Source organism: Paenibacillus sp. 453mf, assembly GCF_900116105.1.
In the GTDB taxonomy this organism is placed as follows: Bacteria; Bacillota; Bacilli; order Paenibacillales; family Paenibacillaceae; genus Paenibacillus; species Paenibacillus provencensis.
Map to the genome: position 1 here is coordinate 66,817 of NZ_FPAC01000005.1, position 15,508 is coordinate 82,324.

Genomic DNA, 15,508 nt, shown 5'->3' on the forward strand with positions numbered 1-15,508 from the left:
TTTATGCATTCGCAGCGATGTGTTCCTCAATCAAAGTCTTGATTAGAGCAACCGCTGTATCAATTTCTTCTGTGGTCACGTACAGGTTCGGCAGGAAGCGAATCACGTCAGGACCCGCATTCACGAACAGGAAGCCTCTCGCCTGGCCTGCCGCAATAATGTCGCCAACCGGTCCCTCACAAGCAATACCTACGATTAGACCTCTGCCGCGCACCTCGGTTACAAATGAAATGCCCTCTAGCTCCTTGCGCAAGGATTCGATCAAGTAATCTCCCATTTGCTGTGCTCGTTTAGGCAGCTCTTCTTCAATGATCGTCTCTATCGTTGCATTGACTGCTGCCATGGCGAGCGGTGTACCGCCGAACGTGGTCGCATGACTTCCCGGCGTAAAGGCGTCGCGTAAATAACCTTTACCCAACATCGCACCGACTGGGAATCCACTGCCAATACCTTTGGCTGAGGTAAAAATATCCGGCTCCACATCATAATGCTGATGAGCAAACAGCTTGCCCGTTCTGCCCATGCCTGTCTGTACCTCATCAACAATCAGCAGCAAGCCATGTTCCTCACAGAGCGCCTTCACTTCTCTCAAAAATTTCGGATCGACGACATGAATGCCGCCTTCAGCCAGGATCAGCTCTAGCATAATCGCCGCCGTATGTGGTGTAATTGCTGCTTCCAGTGCAGGGATATCATGCAATGGCACATGAACAAAGCCCTCGGGCAGTGGAAGGAAGCCCTCCTTCACTTTATCCTGTCCTGTAGCAGTGAGCGTCGCCAATGTCCGGCCATGGAAGGATTGCTTGAAGGTGATAATTTCAAACTTGCCTTTGCCAAGCACCTTTTGCTGATATCTGCGTGCCAGCTTAATCGCTGCTTCGTTAGCCTCGGCTCCGCTGTTGCAGAAGAATACGGCATCAGCACAAGTATTCGCCGTAAGCAGCTTCGCTGCCTGCTCCTGTCCAGGTATATTAAACAGATTCGATACATGCCACAGCTCATCCAGCTGTTCCTTCACTTTATCTATGATCTTATCTGGCGCATGCCCCAGATTGGTGACAGCGAGACCGCTCATGAAGTCCAAATATTTATTGCCCTTGTCATCCCACAGGTAGCTGCCCTTGCCCTTGACCAGGCTGAGCGGATACCGTGCATAGGTTGGAAAAAGCGAGCTCCCCGCCTCATTCGTCACTTGCGTGTCAGGTGTCCCCGCTTGTATCTGCTGTGATTGATTTGTAACGGTCATCATCTACACTCCCATCCGATTTTGGCGCATGCGCCTTTTTTTGAAAATTATACACTGCTATTCTTGCGAGCTATTATTTATTTCGTTCACCCTGGCTGTTACTGTTACATCCGAACGATTCTTGTTCCAATAACTTCTCCTTTAAGCACCCGGCTCAAGATCTTCGGCTCGCTGCCGTCCACAATGACAACCTCTTTCACTTTGCCTTGAATACATTTAATGGCGGCTCTCACTTTCGGAATCATTCCACCGTATATTTCGCCGCTCTGGATCATGTCTTCAATCTGCTGCACCGTTACCGAAGGAAGCACCTTCTTCACTCCGTCAACGCTCTTCATAATACCGGGTACATCGGTAACGACAATCATGCGGTCTACACCCAGATGGGAAGCGACAGCGCCAGCCGCTGTGTCTGCGTTGATATTATAGCGCTGTCCCGCAGCATCTACGCCTACAGGCGCGATTACTGGCATATACCCCAGGTTAACGATTCCTTCTATAATAGAAGCCTCTACTTGGGTGACATCTCCTACATGACCAACCTCAGCGCTATTGTTGACCGGCTTCGCCTGTATGAGACCGCCATCTACGCCGGACAGCCCGAGTGCCCTTGCTCCAGTCCCCTGAATAAGACGCACGATCTGTTTGTTGATGCTGCCTGCCAGCACCATTTCCACGACATCCAGCACTGCCTCTGTCGTCTTGCGCAGTCCATTCACAAATTCAGTTTCAATTCCGAGCTTCTCCAAATTGTCTGAAATCGCCGGACCGCCGCCATGAACGATAACTGGCGCTGCGCCTTCGGCCTGAAGATCACGCAAATCCTCGAAAAAAGAAGCCGGCAGCGCTGCAAGTGTACTGCCCCCGCATTTCATTACAAAGGCCCCTGCCGTCTTCTCGCTCGCGCTCTTCTGCACTTCTGCACTTGCCTGTGTCATTTCTCCTCTCCCCTTTCCCAAGTATCCTTACGTCCGATATGCAGCATTAATCCGTACATAGTCATAGGTCAGATCACAGCCCCAGGCAGTAGCCTTGCCCGCGCCGCCATGAAGATCAACAAAGATCTGAACTGTATCGCCTTGAAGATAGACAAGCGCTTCATCTTCACTGAAAGCAACAGGGCGAGAGCCTTGCAGCACCAATAGATCTCCCAGCTTCACATCAACCTGCTCCGGATTCACCGGCACGCCTGCACGACCCACTGCAGCAATGATCCGTCCCCAGTTGGCATCTGCGCCAAACATGGCCGTCTTGACCAGACTGGAACCAATGACGGTCTTCGCGATCGCTCTGGCGGAATCATCGGTGCCAGCTCCTTGAATGTTTACTTCAACCAGCTTCGTTGCACCTTCCCCGTCTCTTGCAATCGCCTTGGCCAGCACCTCGCATACATAGCTGAAAGCTTCCGCAAAAGTCTCCCAGTCTTTATGCTGCGGTGTCAGTGTATCGTTGCCTGCCAGCCCGCTGGACATCGCAACCAGCATATCGTTCGTGCTAGTGTCGCCATCCACTGTGATCATATTGAAGGTCGCATCTGTCGATTGACCCAGCAGCCCTTGCAATGCCTGCTGTTCGATCGCTGCATCACAGGTTACAAAAGCAAGCATCGTCGCCATATTGGGATGAATCATCCCCGAGCCCTTTGCTGCTCCCGCAATCGTTACTTGTTTGCCATCCACCTGTGTCGTGACACAGATTTCTTTTTTCACAAGATCGGTTGTCAAAATCGCTTGAGAGAACTCACCCGCTACCTCAGCGCCCTTGCCCATCTTCGCAGGCATCGCCTTAATTCCGGCATGCACACAATCCATCTTGAGCAGTTCGCCAATGACGCCAGTTGAAGCAACAGCTACATCCACTTCGGCCACACCCAGCTCACGCGCAGCGGCTGCTCTCATCGCATAAGCATCTTCTTCTCCCTGCTTGCCAGTCACGGCGTTCGCATTACCGCTGTTCACGATAATGGCTTGAAGCTTGCCGTTCTTCAGACTGTCTCTTGTCACTTGAAGCGGTGCCGCCTGGAATGCATTTGTTGTATACACGGCAGCAGCATTCGCGATTACATCACATTTAATGGCGCCAAGGTCGTTGCGATCCGTCTTCTTGAGTCCACAATGCAAACCTCCTGCGCTGAAGCCTAATGGCGATACGATCGTTCCGTTGTCCACGATGCTAAAAGCCTGAATTGCAACCTGTCCCATGATTTCTTCCCCATCCTATCCTAGTTAATATGAAAAGCCGGACATGCACGGATTATGCTTATTACATTTATGGGTATACTGGTGAGAATTGAAGCCCTGTCACTTCATCCCAGCCCATCATCAGATTCAAATTCTGAATGGCCTGCCCTGCAGCACCCTTCACGACATTATCAATGACAGCGAAGATGGTAACTCTTCCTGTACGGGAGTCGGCTGAGAAGCCAATGTCACAATAATTGGATGCGAACACTTCCTTCGTCGCTGGCCAGCTGCCCGCTTGCCTGATTCGAACGAACGGCTTGCCTTCATAGTACTGGTTATAAGCATCAATGAAATCCTGGTCTGCATAATCCCCGTTCAAGGATGCATAAATCGTGCTCATGATACCTCTTGTCATCGGAACGAGCTGTGTTGTGAACGTGACGTTTACTTTATGACCTGCTATATCTGTAAGTATCTGCTCAATCTCCGGTATGTGCTGGTGCTTATTCACCTTATAAGCTTTGAAATTTTCATTGATCTCGGCATAGTGTGAAGTCAGGCTTGTGCCTCGACCTGCTCCGGACACACCAGATTTCGCATCAATAATGATGCTTGCAGGATCAATCATGCCTGCTGTGATCGCAGGAATCAGACCAAGCAGCGTAGCTGTCGGATAACAGCCCGGATTAGAGATGAAGTCTACACCTTGCACCTTCTCTCCATACACTTCGCTGAGTCCGTAAACAGCCTGCTCTAAATACCGATCCTCTGCAGGAGCATGCTTATACCATGACTCATACACCGTCCCATCCTTTAACCTGAAGTCGCCCGACAGGTCAATGACTTTGAGACCCGCATCAATGAGCTGAGGAACGAGCTGTGTGCTTACCCCGGATGGAGTAGCTGTGAATACAAGATCCACGTTCGCCGCCATATTGGCTACGTCGATGCCGTCCAGTGTCTGCTCCATAATGGTATTCAAGTGTGGGAACCCTTCCGCAATGGATACTCCGCTCGTTGAAGATGAAATGACCGAGGCGATCTCTACATTCGGATGATGCTGTAAAAAACGAATGAGCTCCACACCTCCGTACCCAGTGGAACCCACGATTGCTACCTTTAATTTGTTATTCACAATTTCTCCCCTTCTCTCTTAAGCTGAGCTTAGTTCATGCAACTCTCTATGTATGCAGCACTCTATTCGACTGTGCCTGTAATGTCTGCAATTCTGAATTTTCCTCACTATTCTTTCGAATTCCTCAATACATTTAACGATACGTTCTCTTTAATAGATGTGAATTATTATACATCCAGACTTATATAAATACAACACTTTATGCATGATTTCTATTTGTTATTATTCGTTCCTGATTCTTCCCTTGGCCAAAAAAATGATGACATGCTATGAAATCTCTTTTCGTTGATTCCGATTGAGTGATATGATGCATAATAGGGTTAATTAAGATCATAGATAGACTGGGCTAATATGCCTAGCTGCATAGATATCATCGAATTTGGAGGAACTACTCACTTGGATATCAACCATATCAGCTACATTGTAGTAATCATCATCAATATGTTACTGGCTGCCGCTCTTATATTTCTGGAACGCAAAGATGCTTCTTCCACCTGGGCTTGGCTGCTCGTTCTTACCTTTATCCCGATTGTGGGATTCATACTCTACCTCCTGCTCGGGCAAAATCTTACAAGATACCGTCTGTTTCAATGGAAGGAACGCGCCAAGCTTAACATCGACCAGATGGTCATCGATCAGATTCGCCACCTGCAGGAGAAGGATTTCCCATTCCGCAAACAAGACACTTTAGAGTACAAGGATTTTATTTATATGCATTTAATTCAGAATGGTGCGTTATTCACGGAAGACAATAGTGTCGAAATCTTCTGCGACGGACATCATAAATTTAACAAGCTGATGGAAGACATTGAAAATGCACAGGATCATATTCATATCCAGTACTATATTTTTCGAGGAGATGGGCTCGGGAGGAGCATACGAAATGCGCTGATAAAGAAAGCCAGAGAAGGCGTGTATGTACGGGTGCTGTATGATGCGCTCGGCTCACGGAGCATGAAGAAGAGCTTCTTCAAGGAGCTCGTTGCGGCCGGCGGGAAGGTCGAGGTCTTTTTCCCATCGAAGTTCAGGCTGATCAACCTGCGGCTTAATTACCGTAATCACCGCAAGCTGGTTATCATTGATGGAATTATCGGTTATACAGGCGGGTTTAATGTAGGGGACGAATATCTCGGCAAGGATAAGCAGTTTGGATATTGGCGCGACACCCATCTGCGGATTCAAGGAACTGCGGTTTCCACACTGCAGGCCCGGTTCATTATGGACTGGAATGAAGCGTCACGCTATCATGACATTACGTTTGTACCTGAACATTTCCCCGAGCCGGAAGGCAAGGATCACATCGGTATGCAGATCGTAACGAGCGGACCCGATGCCGAGATCGAACATATCAAGAACGGTTACATCAAGATGATCTCTGCTGCGAAGAAATCCATCATCATTCAGACACCGTATTTCATTCCCGATGCCAGTATGCTCGATGCGGTACGGATTGCCTGCCTGTCAGGAATTGATGTACGCATTATGATTCCGAATAAGCCGGACCATATGTTTGTCTACTGGGCCACAACATCGTACGTCGGTGAGCTTATCAAGGTCGGCGCCAAGATCTATATCTATGATAACGGCTTCCTGCATACCAAAATGATCGTCGTGGATAAGAAAATGGCTACGATCGGTACAGCCAACTTCGATGTCCGCAGCTTCAGGCTTAACTTCGAGATCAATGCTTTTATTTACGATTCCAAGATTGCGCTGGAGCTGACGGATGCATTTGAAAAAGATATGCAGCTCTCTGCCGAGATGACGGCAGAACACTACAGGCAGCGCTCACTCTGGATTCGGTTCAAGGAATCCATATCCAGGCTGCTGTCGCCTATTTTATAGCTTGACAACACACAAAAGGGAGTGACTCCAGCAAGCTTATGGGTCACTCCCTTTTGTTACTTCATTTTTAACTTATTCACTTATTCATTAGTCCTATTCTTCAGCGACTCAGCTTGCATCTCTACATCTATTAGCTGTACTTAAAATTTCACATCTCTGTAGCTGTACATAAAACTCATGTATATCTCTATTAGCTGTTCATGTAACTCTCTACTTCTCTATAGCTATTCATATAATTCTTCTGCATCTGTACTCGCTGTTCTACGGTTGAGTTCATGAACTTCGTTTATCCACAGTACGCCTAAATAAAACTAATGCCTATCAAACAGCTAACGCTCTTCTGTTTAGAACGTCTTCTTGAAGCCTTCCCCGAGCACCTCATGCGCATTGGTAATGGTCACAAAAGCATTCGGATCCACCGCACGAACGAGCGTCTTTAATCTCGCAATCTCACTTTGACCCACAACAACCATCAGCACCGTACGGTCATCATCCGTATAACCGCCTTGGGCAGAGAGCTTCGTTACTCCTCGGTCCAGATCGTGCAGAATGGACTTCGTAATCGGTTCCGTATGATTGGATATGATGTAAGCGACTTTGGAGGTGCCAAATCCCATTTCAACCGCATCGATCACTTTTCCCGTGACATATAAACTGATGAGTGCATAAAGCGAGTTCTCCAATGACAGCAGCATCCCTGCCAGAACAATAACGGCTCCATCCAGCAGCATGACACTCAGGGACAGCCGGAGACCACTGTATTTTTGAATAATTTGTGCAAGAATGGTCAGTCCCCCGGTAGAGCCTCGTCCGCGGTACACGATACCAATTCCGAGTCCCACGCCAATCCCCCCAAAGATCGAAGCCAGCAGCGGGTTGCTGGTAGGCACCGTCCAATCCTTGGTTAGAAATACGAACAGCGGAAGCATCACACTTCCTAGCAGAGACCGGATGGCATATTGTCTTCCCAGTATCGAATACCCTGCAATGAATAATGGAATGTTCAGTGCCCACTGCGTAAACGCTGGTTCGAATCCGAAGGCAGCCTGCCCCAGAATCGAGATACCCGATACACCGCCGGAGGCGATCAGGTTCGGCACGAGAAACAGATTGAAGGCAATGGACATGACGAATGCCCCGAATATGATGAAAAAGGCATCAACGACCACTCGCTTCGGACCGTCCACCGGAATGAGATTTGAAGCTCTTTTGTTCCTGCTCTTGCGCTCTTGTGCGTGCTGCATCTTGATTACTGTCTCCCCTTAATTAGATGATCGATGAATCAATTTCATAACTAAAGACAACCAAAAAAATTCCTACACGGCTATACTCAACCTTACCATGTAGGAATTCCATATAAATTATTCAGACTCCAGCTTAATTTGCTTGCGGAGGTATCCATCAATGAAAGCGTCGAGATCGCCGTCCATTACTGCGCCTACGTTCCCCGTCTCCACGGATGTGCGGTGATCCTTTACCATACTATAGGGATGGAATACATAGGAGCGGATCTGGCTGCCCCAGGCAATTTCCGACTGTTCTCCTCGGATTTCATCCAGTGCTTTTTGCTGCTCTTCCAGTTTTCTCTCGTACAGCTTCGAGCGAAGCATCGTCATGGCACGCTCACGGTTCTTGATCTGAGAGCGCTCATTCTGGCATGTAACGACGACACCGGTCGGAATATGTGTAATCCGTACAGCGGAGTCCGTCGTATTGATGTGCTGACCGCCGGCACCGCTCGCACGGTACGTGTCGATCTTCAAATCTTCAGTCCGGATGTCCACTTCCACGTCCTCTGTAATCTCCGGTACAACATCACAGGATACGAAGGAGGTATGTCTGCGGCCGGAGGAATCGAATGGCGAGATTCGCACCAGACGGTGTACACCCTTCTCGGCTTTGAGGTAACCATAAGCATTATAGCCTTTAATGGACAAGGTCACGCTCTTGATTCCCGCTTCATCCCCAGGAAGGTAATCCAGCACTTCGACCTTGAAGCCGCGCTTCTCTGCCCAGCGGGTATACATCCGAAGCAGCATTTGCCCCCAATCCTGGGACTCTGTGCCGCCGGCACCTGGATGCAGCTCCAGAATGGCATTCATTTTGTCATATGGCTGATCCAGCAACAGCTGCAGCTCGAAATCCTCCAGCTTGCTCACCAGGGCTTTGATCGTTTCACCGATTTCTGCCGCGATGCTCTCATCGCCTTCCTCTTCCGCCAGCTCGATCATCATGCTCGCATCATCATATTCCTGCTGCAGCTTCTTGTACAGATCGACAGAACCTTTGACCGCATTCATCTCAGAGATTAGGGACTGTGCTTTATCATTATCATCCCAAAAATCAGGGACTGACATCTTCTCCTCAAAGTTAGCGATCATTTCATTCTTCAGATCTAAGTCAAAGAGACCCCCTAAGGTTGGTTAATTTCTTGCTGATCTCGCGCAAATCCTGCTTAATGCTTGGTTCAATCATGATTTACAGATTCCTCTCTTTACTTGTAGATAAAGCCCCAATGAGACCTGCCCGATTACAGTAACAAGGACAAGTCTCAAGGAGCTGTATTATAAAAATAAACCTATTTCGGATTATGCATCACGCCATCCCACGAATCCTGCGCATCACACAGGTGGGATTCAGAGCAAAATCCTCTATTTTATATTCTATGCCGAATTAAGAAGTTTGACCATGGCAATGTTTATATTTCTTGCCGCTGCCGCAAGGACAAGGATCGTTGCGTCCGATTTGGTCTGCTACCTTCACGGGACGCTTCTCCGCAGGCTCACCGCTTGTCGAGATCTGCTTCTCGTCCACAACCGCTTGACGCTCCTGGTTGCTCTCGATTTGCGCTCTCATGACATAAGTCGCGACTTCCTCCTGAATTGTGGAGATCATCTCGTTGAACATGGCAAATCCTTCAAACTGATATTCGCGAAGCGGATCTGTACCGCCGTATGCGCGAAGGTGAATCCCTTGACGCAGCTGATCCATCGCATCAATATGATCCATCCATTTGCTGTCGACAGCACGAAGCACAATAACCTTCTCGAACTCACGCACCATTTCTTCCCCGATGCGTTCTTCCCGGGCGTCATACTTCTCCTGCACCTTGCTAAAGATGAACTCAACGATCTCTTCAACCTCTTTGCCCCATAGATCATCACGAGTAATGGCGCCTTCTTCCAGCATCTTGCTGTTCATATAATCTGCCACTTCCTGCAGCTCCCAGTTCTCTGGGATATCGTCCGGACAGTGGGCTTCCACATTACGCTGAATCGTTCCACGGATCATCTCCATGACGATCTGCTTGATGTTCTCGGACTCCAGCACTTCACGGCGCTGTTTGTAAATGACTTCACGCTGCTGGTTCATGACATCGTCATATTGGAGAACGACTTTACGCATATCAAAGTTATTGCCTTCAACACGCTTCTGAGCCGATTCTACGGCACGCGTAATCATCTTGCTCTCGATTGGCTGATCTTCCTCGAAGCCAAGGCGCTCCATCATGTTCAGTACGTTGTCCGCACCGAAGCGCTTCATGAGTTCATCGCCAAGTGACAGGTAGAACTGCGTCGAACCCGGGTCACCCTGACGTCCGGCACGACCACGCAGCTGGTTATCAATCCGTCTCGATTCATGACGCTCTGTACCGATGATGTGCAGACCGCCAAGCTCCGCTACGCCTTCACCCAGAATAATATCTGTACCGCGTCCAGCCATGTTCGTCGCAATCGTTACCGCTCCCGCCTGACCTGCACCAGAGATAATCTGCGCTTCCTCCGCATGGTATTTCGCATTCAATACTTGGTGCTTCACGCCTTTGCGCTTCAGCATATCAGACAGAACCTCGGAGTTCTCAATGGACACCGTACCCACGAGTACCGGCTGTTTCTTCGCATGACGTTCTACGATCTCGTTCACCGCGGCTCTGAACTTGCTGTCTACGCTCTTGTAGACCACATCCGCCATATCCTGACGCTGGTTCGGACGGTTCGTCGGTACTTGAAGTACTTCAAGTCCATAAATCTTCTTGAACTCTTCTTCCTCCGTCTTCGCCGTACCGGTCATCCCCGCCAGCTTCTTGTACATCCGGAAATAGTTCTGGAAGGTAATCGTCGCAAGCGTCATGCTCTCGTTCTGGACTTCAATGCCTTCCTTCGCTTCAATCGCCTGGTGCAGACCATCGCTGTAACGACGTCCCGCCATCAGACGGCCTGTAAATTCATCAACAATGACAACTTCGCCTTCTGCAACGACGTAATCCACGTCACGACGCATGATGACATTTGCCTTCAGACCCTGCACGATATGGTGGTTCAGCGTTACATGGGCTTGGTCGTACAAGTTATCAATGCCAAAAGCACGCTCAGCCTTAGCAACCCCTGCTTCGGTCAGCGCTACGGATTTCACCTTGATATCTACAGTGTAGTCTTCCTCAGCGACAAGCTTCTTCACGAAACGATCGGCTGCAAAATAGAGCTCAGTCGATTTCTGGGCTTGTCCGGAAATGATGAGCGGTGTACGCGCTTCGTCAACAAGAATGGAGTCCACTTCGTCAATAATACAGAAATAGAGCGGACGCTGTACCATTTGTTCCTTGTATAGAACCATGTTGTCACGCAGGTAGTCGAACCCGTACTCGTTGTTCGTTCCGTACGTGATATCACAGGCATATGCTGCCTGCTTGGACGCATGGTCCATGCCGCTGAGGTTAATCCCAACCGTCATGCCGAGGTACTCATAAATCTGTCCCATCTCCTGGCTGTCACGCTGAGCCAAATAGTCATTGACCGTAACCACGTGAGCCCCCTTGCCAAGAAGTGCATTGAGATAGACGGGCAGCGTTCCAACGAGCGTCTTCCCTTCTCCTGTCTTCATCTCGGCAATCCGGCCCTCATGCAGCGCAATACCGCCAAGCAGCTGTACGTCATAATGACGTTTATTCAAGACACGCTTCGATGCTTCCCGTACCGTAGCAAAGGCTTCCGGCAGTATCTCTTCAAGGGTTGCCCCCTTCTCAATCCGTGCACGGAACTCCTCTGTCTTCCCCTTAAGCTGAGCGTCGGAAAGCGCGGTAAATTCCGGTTCCATTTTATTAATAGCATCGACCGTCTTCATCAGACGTTTGACATCACGCTCGTTGGTGTCGCCGAAGATCTTCTTCACTAGTCCTAGCATGGTTAACCCCTTTCGTGCAAAACAGATGTTAGAATCAAACTCGGCATGCAAAGGGTAAAAGTTAGGAACTTGAGTGGTTCATCTGTCATTCAAAGTTCTTACATGCACAAGCTGATGTTATATCGAATCCTTCATAAGATCTTTATGCATATTAAAATGCGGTGAATCCATTCCATCACTCCATAAAACGAGGAATTTGATTCAGCGGTATACATAAAAATGGTTTTGCCTAAATTGTAACAGTTTGTCAAGGCTGTCGCAACACGACAAGTCCTTTATTTTCACCGAATTCCGCTATTGAAATGAGCAATGAAACTCATCACAGCCCTATCCCATCCTCCGGCAAGACCCTGTATATATAGACGCATGAGCCTAATATTAAGTTTCGCTATATTACGAAGACATTATGTGGGAAAATACAAAAAAGAGCCCCTGCTCATCAAAGAGAGGACTCATACGACAACGGGACTCTGGCATTTTCCTAAGGAACTGAGAACGAAGACTTTAGCCGGTGCCCGATTCCGCGTAATCCCACACGGTTACCTTCATGCCTTCACGAGCCCAATAAACCGCATTTCGCCCTTCTCCCTCGGCAATAGCGAGTGCATCACCTGAGAGTGCTAGTTTCTTATGCATGTCGGCAATGAATACATTCGCTTCTGTTCCAAATACGTAATCTCCCCCCTGAAACCGTTCATTCCATGGATTCATCGTTTCACACCTCTTTTTCGTCGTTCACTTTATCCTCCAGCCTGAATCTGTACCAGCTCTGTACCAACCGAGTCTAATACCATATTACCATGGCTGAGGCAAGGTTGCAGCGAGCCCCCTCATGACCCCGTATTTCTTCTTGTAATGGCTTAAAGTCAAGAGCGGCCATATGTACCGATAGCTGTGATAGTGAGTATAGAAGCTGCCCGGAAGCCCGGCACCCATCGGATAGGAGGCCGTCCAGTCGTCTTCATGAAGCAATTCGATGAGCCTGTTTATCCCTCTGTTAACGGCAGTGGACGGCTCTGCCTGAACCGCTATGAGTGCATCGAGTGCCCACGCGGTTTGGGATGCCGTGCTTTGGCCTAGAGGCATGTATTGCATCGCACGATCGCTGGTGCAGGATTCACCCCAGCCCCCGTCCGGATTCTGTGTCTCAAGGAGCCATGCGGCTCCTCTTTGAATCGCCGAATGGTCCGCCGGCAGACCGGCAGCCTCTAAACCTGTCAATGCTGCCCAGGTGCCGTAAATGTAACAGATCCCCCATCTTCCATACCATGATCCGTTTTTTTCCTGATGAGTGATAAGCCATTCGGTTCCTCGTTTGATAAAATCATGCTTCATGCCGAATCCGCAAAAGTTTCCGAGATATTCAAGCGTGCGTCCGGTAAGGTCGGCCCCGGAGGGGTCAATGGCGGCGGATTTCGCACCGTCTATCGCCAGCCACGTCAGCATTTCCTTATCGGTGTTTTTTTCGAAGGCGGGCCATCCGCCATCTTTATTTTGCATCGATAACACCCAGTTCAGTCCCCGATTGGTTGAATGCTGATAAATGGGCGTGGTATGCGACAACGAGTGGATCGCTCTTAAAGCCGCAGTCGTGTCATCCACATCAGGATTCAAGGTATTGGACTCGGAAAAGCCCCATCCGCCGGGAACCGTATCCCGGTTATGAATGCTCCAATCCGCCGTTTCATCCTGTTGTCTGGATAAGAGATAGGCTGCTGCCCGCTGTGTCAACTGTTGATCCCCGGCGACGCCGGACTCCTGCAGCGCATAGGAAATCAAAGCCGTGTCCCAAATCGTCGAGGGCGAATTCTGAATCGTGACCTTGCCGTCCACGCGGCACTGCAGCGCGGTCAGCCCTTGAACCGCATTCATGATGATGGGATGCCGTTTATCATAGCCCAGTGCAAGCAGGGCAAATACCATAAGAATGGTGCTGCTCGCATAACTATAGAGGGTGCCGTCCGATTCGATCCGGTCCAGCATGAATTTCTCCCCCTTGGTTAAGGCGGCTTCATGGATGTAACGAGGAGTTCCCAGAAGTCTGCTGAGACCCATACGTATGCTTTCCCCAATCTCCCGATTTTCCTGGGGTAACGTATCATCGTCATCATCGCGGGAATCACTCAGATCGGATAAATCGGGAGCCGTCTCCGTAGATATGGAGAAATTCCGGTCCGCCATAATCAGCATGGGAATGAGATGAATGCGGGAGTACCCTGAGAATTCATATAGATTGATGGGCAGATAGGCAGGAAACAGAATGATCTCCAGCGGTATGAGCGATATAGACGCTGGCCACTTTCGCTGGCCCGTTGCAGCCAGGATCGCTTTTGTCAAAACGCTCTTGGATTTACCCAGCCCGCCTTGCGATTGAATGTATCGCCTGGCCAGTTCCATGTGTTTGTCGGACCATTTGCTGAATCCGGAGTAGAGCAGCCCATAATAGGCATCAACAGTAGCCGATAAGCTGCCTCCTTCTTCGTCGTGATACCAGCGCCAACAGCCTTCCGGCTGCTGCTCTGCAAGGATGCGATCATGCAATTCTCTGATAAGCTCTTCATTCTGAATCTCCAATATTCGAAAAAGGATTATGACATAGGCATCCAGCGTGATCCCGTTCTCAAAGCAAAAATGCCAGGACCCGTCTTGATGCTGCCGTTGTATGAAAAAATCAGTCAGCTTGCTTATTTCCTCTTCTACCGCACTCTGTACATCATTCATGTTCTCGTACCTCCATCGTTGCCTCATGATGAACATTATATGAGTGCAGGAATAAGGAAATGATGTGCCGCTTAAGGAACGTCAGAAACGATCATGGATCTCCATAGAGACCAGAGTCTGCCTATCATAAAATGTCCAGCCCAATTTTGATGGCCGTCGTCAGGATTAACACAGCTAGATACCGCCATATAAGACAAACACCCTTTTCCTATCCGAACAAACTGATAGAGCTCACCGCCGTCTGCGAGGTTTCCGACCTTCAGCGGAACCAGATATTCACTCCAAGCTATCATGCCGCTCTTCAGATAAGCCACAATCCGGCCATGCTCGGCCAGCATCTCAGCCACCATTACCGAAGAGCCTTCCTTGGCGCATACCACGAGCACCTCTTGATCTCCCCGAGGGTATATTTCATTTCAAAAAAAAGGTGCGGCAAACACACCTGTTACGGTTATACCAAAAACCATCCTACTCGGTCTTGCCTTCCCATGCGAGCATGCCGCCCGTCATGTTGATGACTTGATAGCCCTGACCCTCCAAGTATTCCGTCGCCCTGCCGCTGCGACCGCCGGATCGGCATACCACAATGTATTCCTTCGACTGATCCAAATCCTGCTTGCGAAATTCAACCAAACCAAGTGGAATGTTGACTGCGCCTGGAATTTTTCCTTCTGCAACTTCTTCCGTCTCTCGCACATCGATAATATGCAGGATTGTTCCCTCTTCCAGCTTCTTCTCTACTTCTTTAGGAGAAATCTCTCTCATACCTGTATACACTCCCTCTTCATAATAATATTCAGGACCACGAACTCATACCGCCTTTGACATTCGTTACCTTCTCAAAACCTGATTTCTTCAAAAATGCACCCGCCTTACTGCTTCTCATGCCGCTCTGACAGATCAATACCACTTCCTGTTCCTTCAAAAGTGAGTCACTGCTTAACCGAAGCTGATCCAGCGGAATATTGCGAAAACCTCGAATATGATTTGCCTTGAATTCACGCGGTGAACGGACGTCGATGAATTGTTTGTTCAGATTCGCCAGTTCATCCTTCAGCTGGGCTGCCGTAATCTGCCTGACTCCCTTCGCCGGAAGAATTCTCCATAGGATAAATCCAATAATAAGTGCAATCAACACGATATTTAACATATTCATCATGAATTCCCCCTTGATATTGAGGTACAATCACCCTGGCT

The 15,508-nt window shown here is 49.0% G+C and carries 11 protein-coding genes and 2 pseudogenes; 1 reads left to right on the forward strand and 12 read right to left on the reverse strand.

Translation table 11 applies throughout. The annotated features are described in order from the left end of the window. Position 1: 1 nt before the first annotated feature. The 4 genes from BM415_RS18965 to argC all read right to left on the reverse strand — a co-directional run bounded on the left by BM415_RS18965 (position 2) and on the right by argC (position 4,564). The gene (locus BM415_RS18965) at positions 2-1,246 is read right to left on the reverse strand and encodes an acetylornithine transaminase (protein WP_244533604.1); all 1,245 of its coding nucleotides are present in this window, start codon (positions 1,244-1,246) and stop codon (positions 2-4) included. A gap of 104 nt (positions 1,247-1,350) precedes the next feature. Further along, positions 1,351-2,184: an acetylglutamate kinase gene (gene argB / locus BM415_RS18970; RefSeq protein ID WP_091160727.1), complete on the reverse strand. Its 834-nt coding sequence runs from the start codon at positions 2,182-2,184 to the stop codon at positions 1,351-1,353. A 27-nt stretch (positions 2,185-2,211) separates the two neighbouring features. Continuing rightward, positions 2,212-3,447 carry a bifunctional ornithine acetyltransferase/N-acetylglutamate synthase gene (gene argJ, locus BM415_RS18975; protein ID WP_091160729.1) on the reverse strand — a complete coding sequence of 412 codons (1,236 nt, stop codon included), beginning with the start codon at positions 3,445-3,447 and terminating at the stop codon, positions 2,212-2,214. Positions 3,448-3,514: 67 nt separating this feature from the next. Beyond that, positions 3,515-4,564 carry an N-acetyl-gamma-glutamyl-phosphate reductase gene (gene argC, locus BM415_RS18980; RefSeq protein WP_091160730.1) on the reverse strand — a complete coding sequence of 350 codons (1,050 nt, stop codon included), beginning with the start codon at positions 4,562-4,564 and terminating at the stop codon, positions 3,515-3,517. 396 nt (positions 4,565-4,960) lie between these two features. On the opposite strand from argC, the gene cls reads away from it, so the two are divergent. After that, positions 4,961-6,409 carry a cardiolipin synthase gene (gene cls / locus BM415_RS18985; protein ID WP_280142886.1) on the forward strand — a complete coding sequence of 483 codons (1,449 nt, stop codon included), beginning with the start codon at positions 4,961-4,963 and terminating at the stop codon, positions 6,407-6,409. Positions 6,410-6,753: 344 nt separating this feature from the next. Here cls and BM415_RS18990 read toward each other — a convergent pair whose 3' ends face one another. From BM415_RS18990 to BM415_RS19025, 8 genes and pseudogenes are all read right to left on the reverse strand, one after another. After that, the gene (locus BM415_RS18990) at positions 6,754-7,653 is read right to left on the reverse strand and encodes a YitT family protein (protein ID WP_091160734.1); all 900 of its coding nucleotides are present in this window, start codon (positions 7,651-7,653) and stop codon (positions 6,754-6,756) included. 117 nt (positions 7,654-7,770) lie between these two features. Continuing rightward, a protein-coding gene (prfB, locus tag BM415_RS18995; RefSeq protein ID WP_139237024.1) for a peptide chain release factor 2 occupies positions 7,771-8,884 on the reverse strand; the annotation gives its coding sequence in 2 pieces (ribosomal slippage) (positions 7,771-8,811 and positions 8,813-8,884; 1,113 coding nt in all). Between the two features lie 198 nt (positions 8,885-9,082). Further along, positions 9,083-11,590 carry a preprotein translocase subunit SecA gene (gene secA, locus BM415_RS19000; protein ID WP_091160737.1) on the reverse strand — a complete coding sequence of 836 codons (2,508 nt, stop codon included), beginning with the start codon at positions 11,588-11,590 and terminating at the stop codon, positions 9,083-9,085. 513 nt (positions 11,591-12,103) lie between these two features. Further along, positions 12,104-12,301, reverse strand: a pseudogene (locus BM415_RS19005) (SAM-dependent methyltransferase); the annotation flags it as partial. A gap of 84 nt (positions 12,302-12,385) precedes the next feature. Further along, positions 12,386-14,311 (reverse strand): squalene--hopene cyclase, encoded by a 1,926-nt coding sequence (gene shc, locus BM415_RS19010; RefSeq protein ID WP_091160738.1) that lies wholly within the window; start codon positions 14,309-14,311, stop codon positions 12,386-12,388. Between the two features lie 176 nt (positions 14,312-14,487). Continuing rightward, positions 14,488-14,706 (reverse strand): annotated as a pseudogene (locus BM415_RS19015) (MBL fold metallo-hydrolase); the annotation flags it as partial. A gap of 73 nt (positions 14,707-14,779) precedes the next feature. Next, on the reverse strand, positions 14,780-15,076 hold the full coding sequence (locus BM415_RS19020) for a rhodanese-like domain-containing protein (RefSeq protein ID WP_036637497.1): 297 nt from the start codon (positions 15,074-15,076) through the stop codon (positions 14,780-14,782). A gap of 31 nt (positions 15,077-15,107) precedes the next feature. Beyond that, positions 15,108-15,467 (reverse strand): rhodanese-like domain-containing protein, encoded by a 360-nt coding sequence (locus BM415_RS19025; protein WP_091160740.1) that lies wholly within the window; start codon positions 15,465-15,467, stop codon positions 15,108-15,110. Positions 15,468-15,508: the final 41 nt, after the last annotated feature.

Coding starts and splice junctions, on each gene's coding strand:
- BM415_RS18965 (WP_244533604.1), bottom strand. CDS start 1,246: ATGACCGTTACAAATCAATCACAGCAGATACAAGCGGGGACACCTGAC.
- argB (WP_091160727.1), bottom strand. CDS start 2,184: ATGACACAGGCAAGTGCAGAAGTGCAGAAGAGCGCGAGCGAGAAGACG.
- argJ (WP_091160729.1), bottom strand. CDS start 3,447: ATGGGACAGGTTGCAATTCAGGCTTTTAGCATCGTGGACAACGGAACG.
- BM415_RS18990 (WP_091160734.1), bottom strand. CDS start 7,653: ATGCAGCACGCACAAGAGCGCAAGAGCAGGAACAAAAGAGCTTCAAAT.
- secA (WP_091160737.1), bottom strand. CDS start 11,590: ATGCTAGGACTAGTGAAGAAGATCTTCGGCGACACCAACGAGCGTGAT.
- shc (WP_091160738.1), bottom strand. CDS start 14,311: ATGAATGATGTACAGAGTGCGGTAGAAGAGGAAATAAGCAAGCTGACT.
- BM415_RS19020 (WP_036637497.1), bottom strand. CDS start 15,076: ATGAGAGAGATTTCTCCTAAAGAAGTAGAGAAGAAGCTGGAAGAGGGA.
- BM415_RS19025 (WP_091160740.1), bottom strand. CDS start 15,467: ATGAATATGTTAAATATCGTGTTGATTGCACTTATTATTGGATTTATC.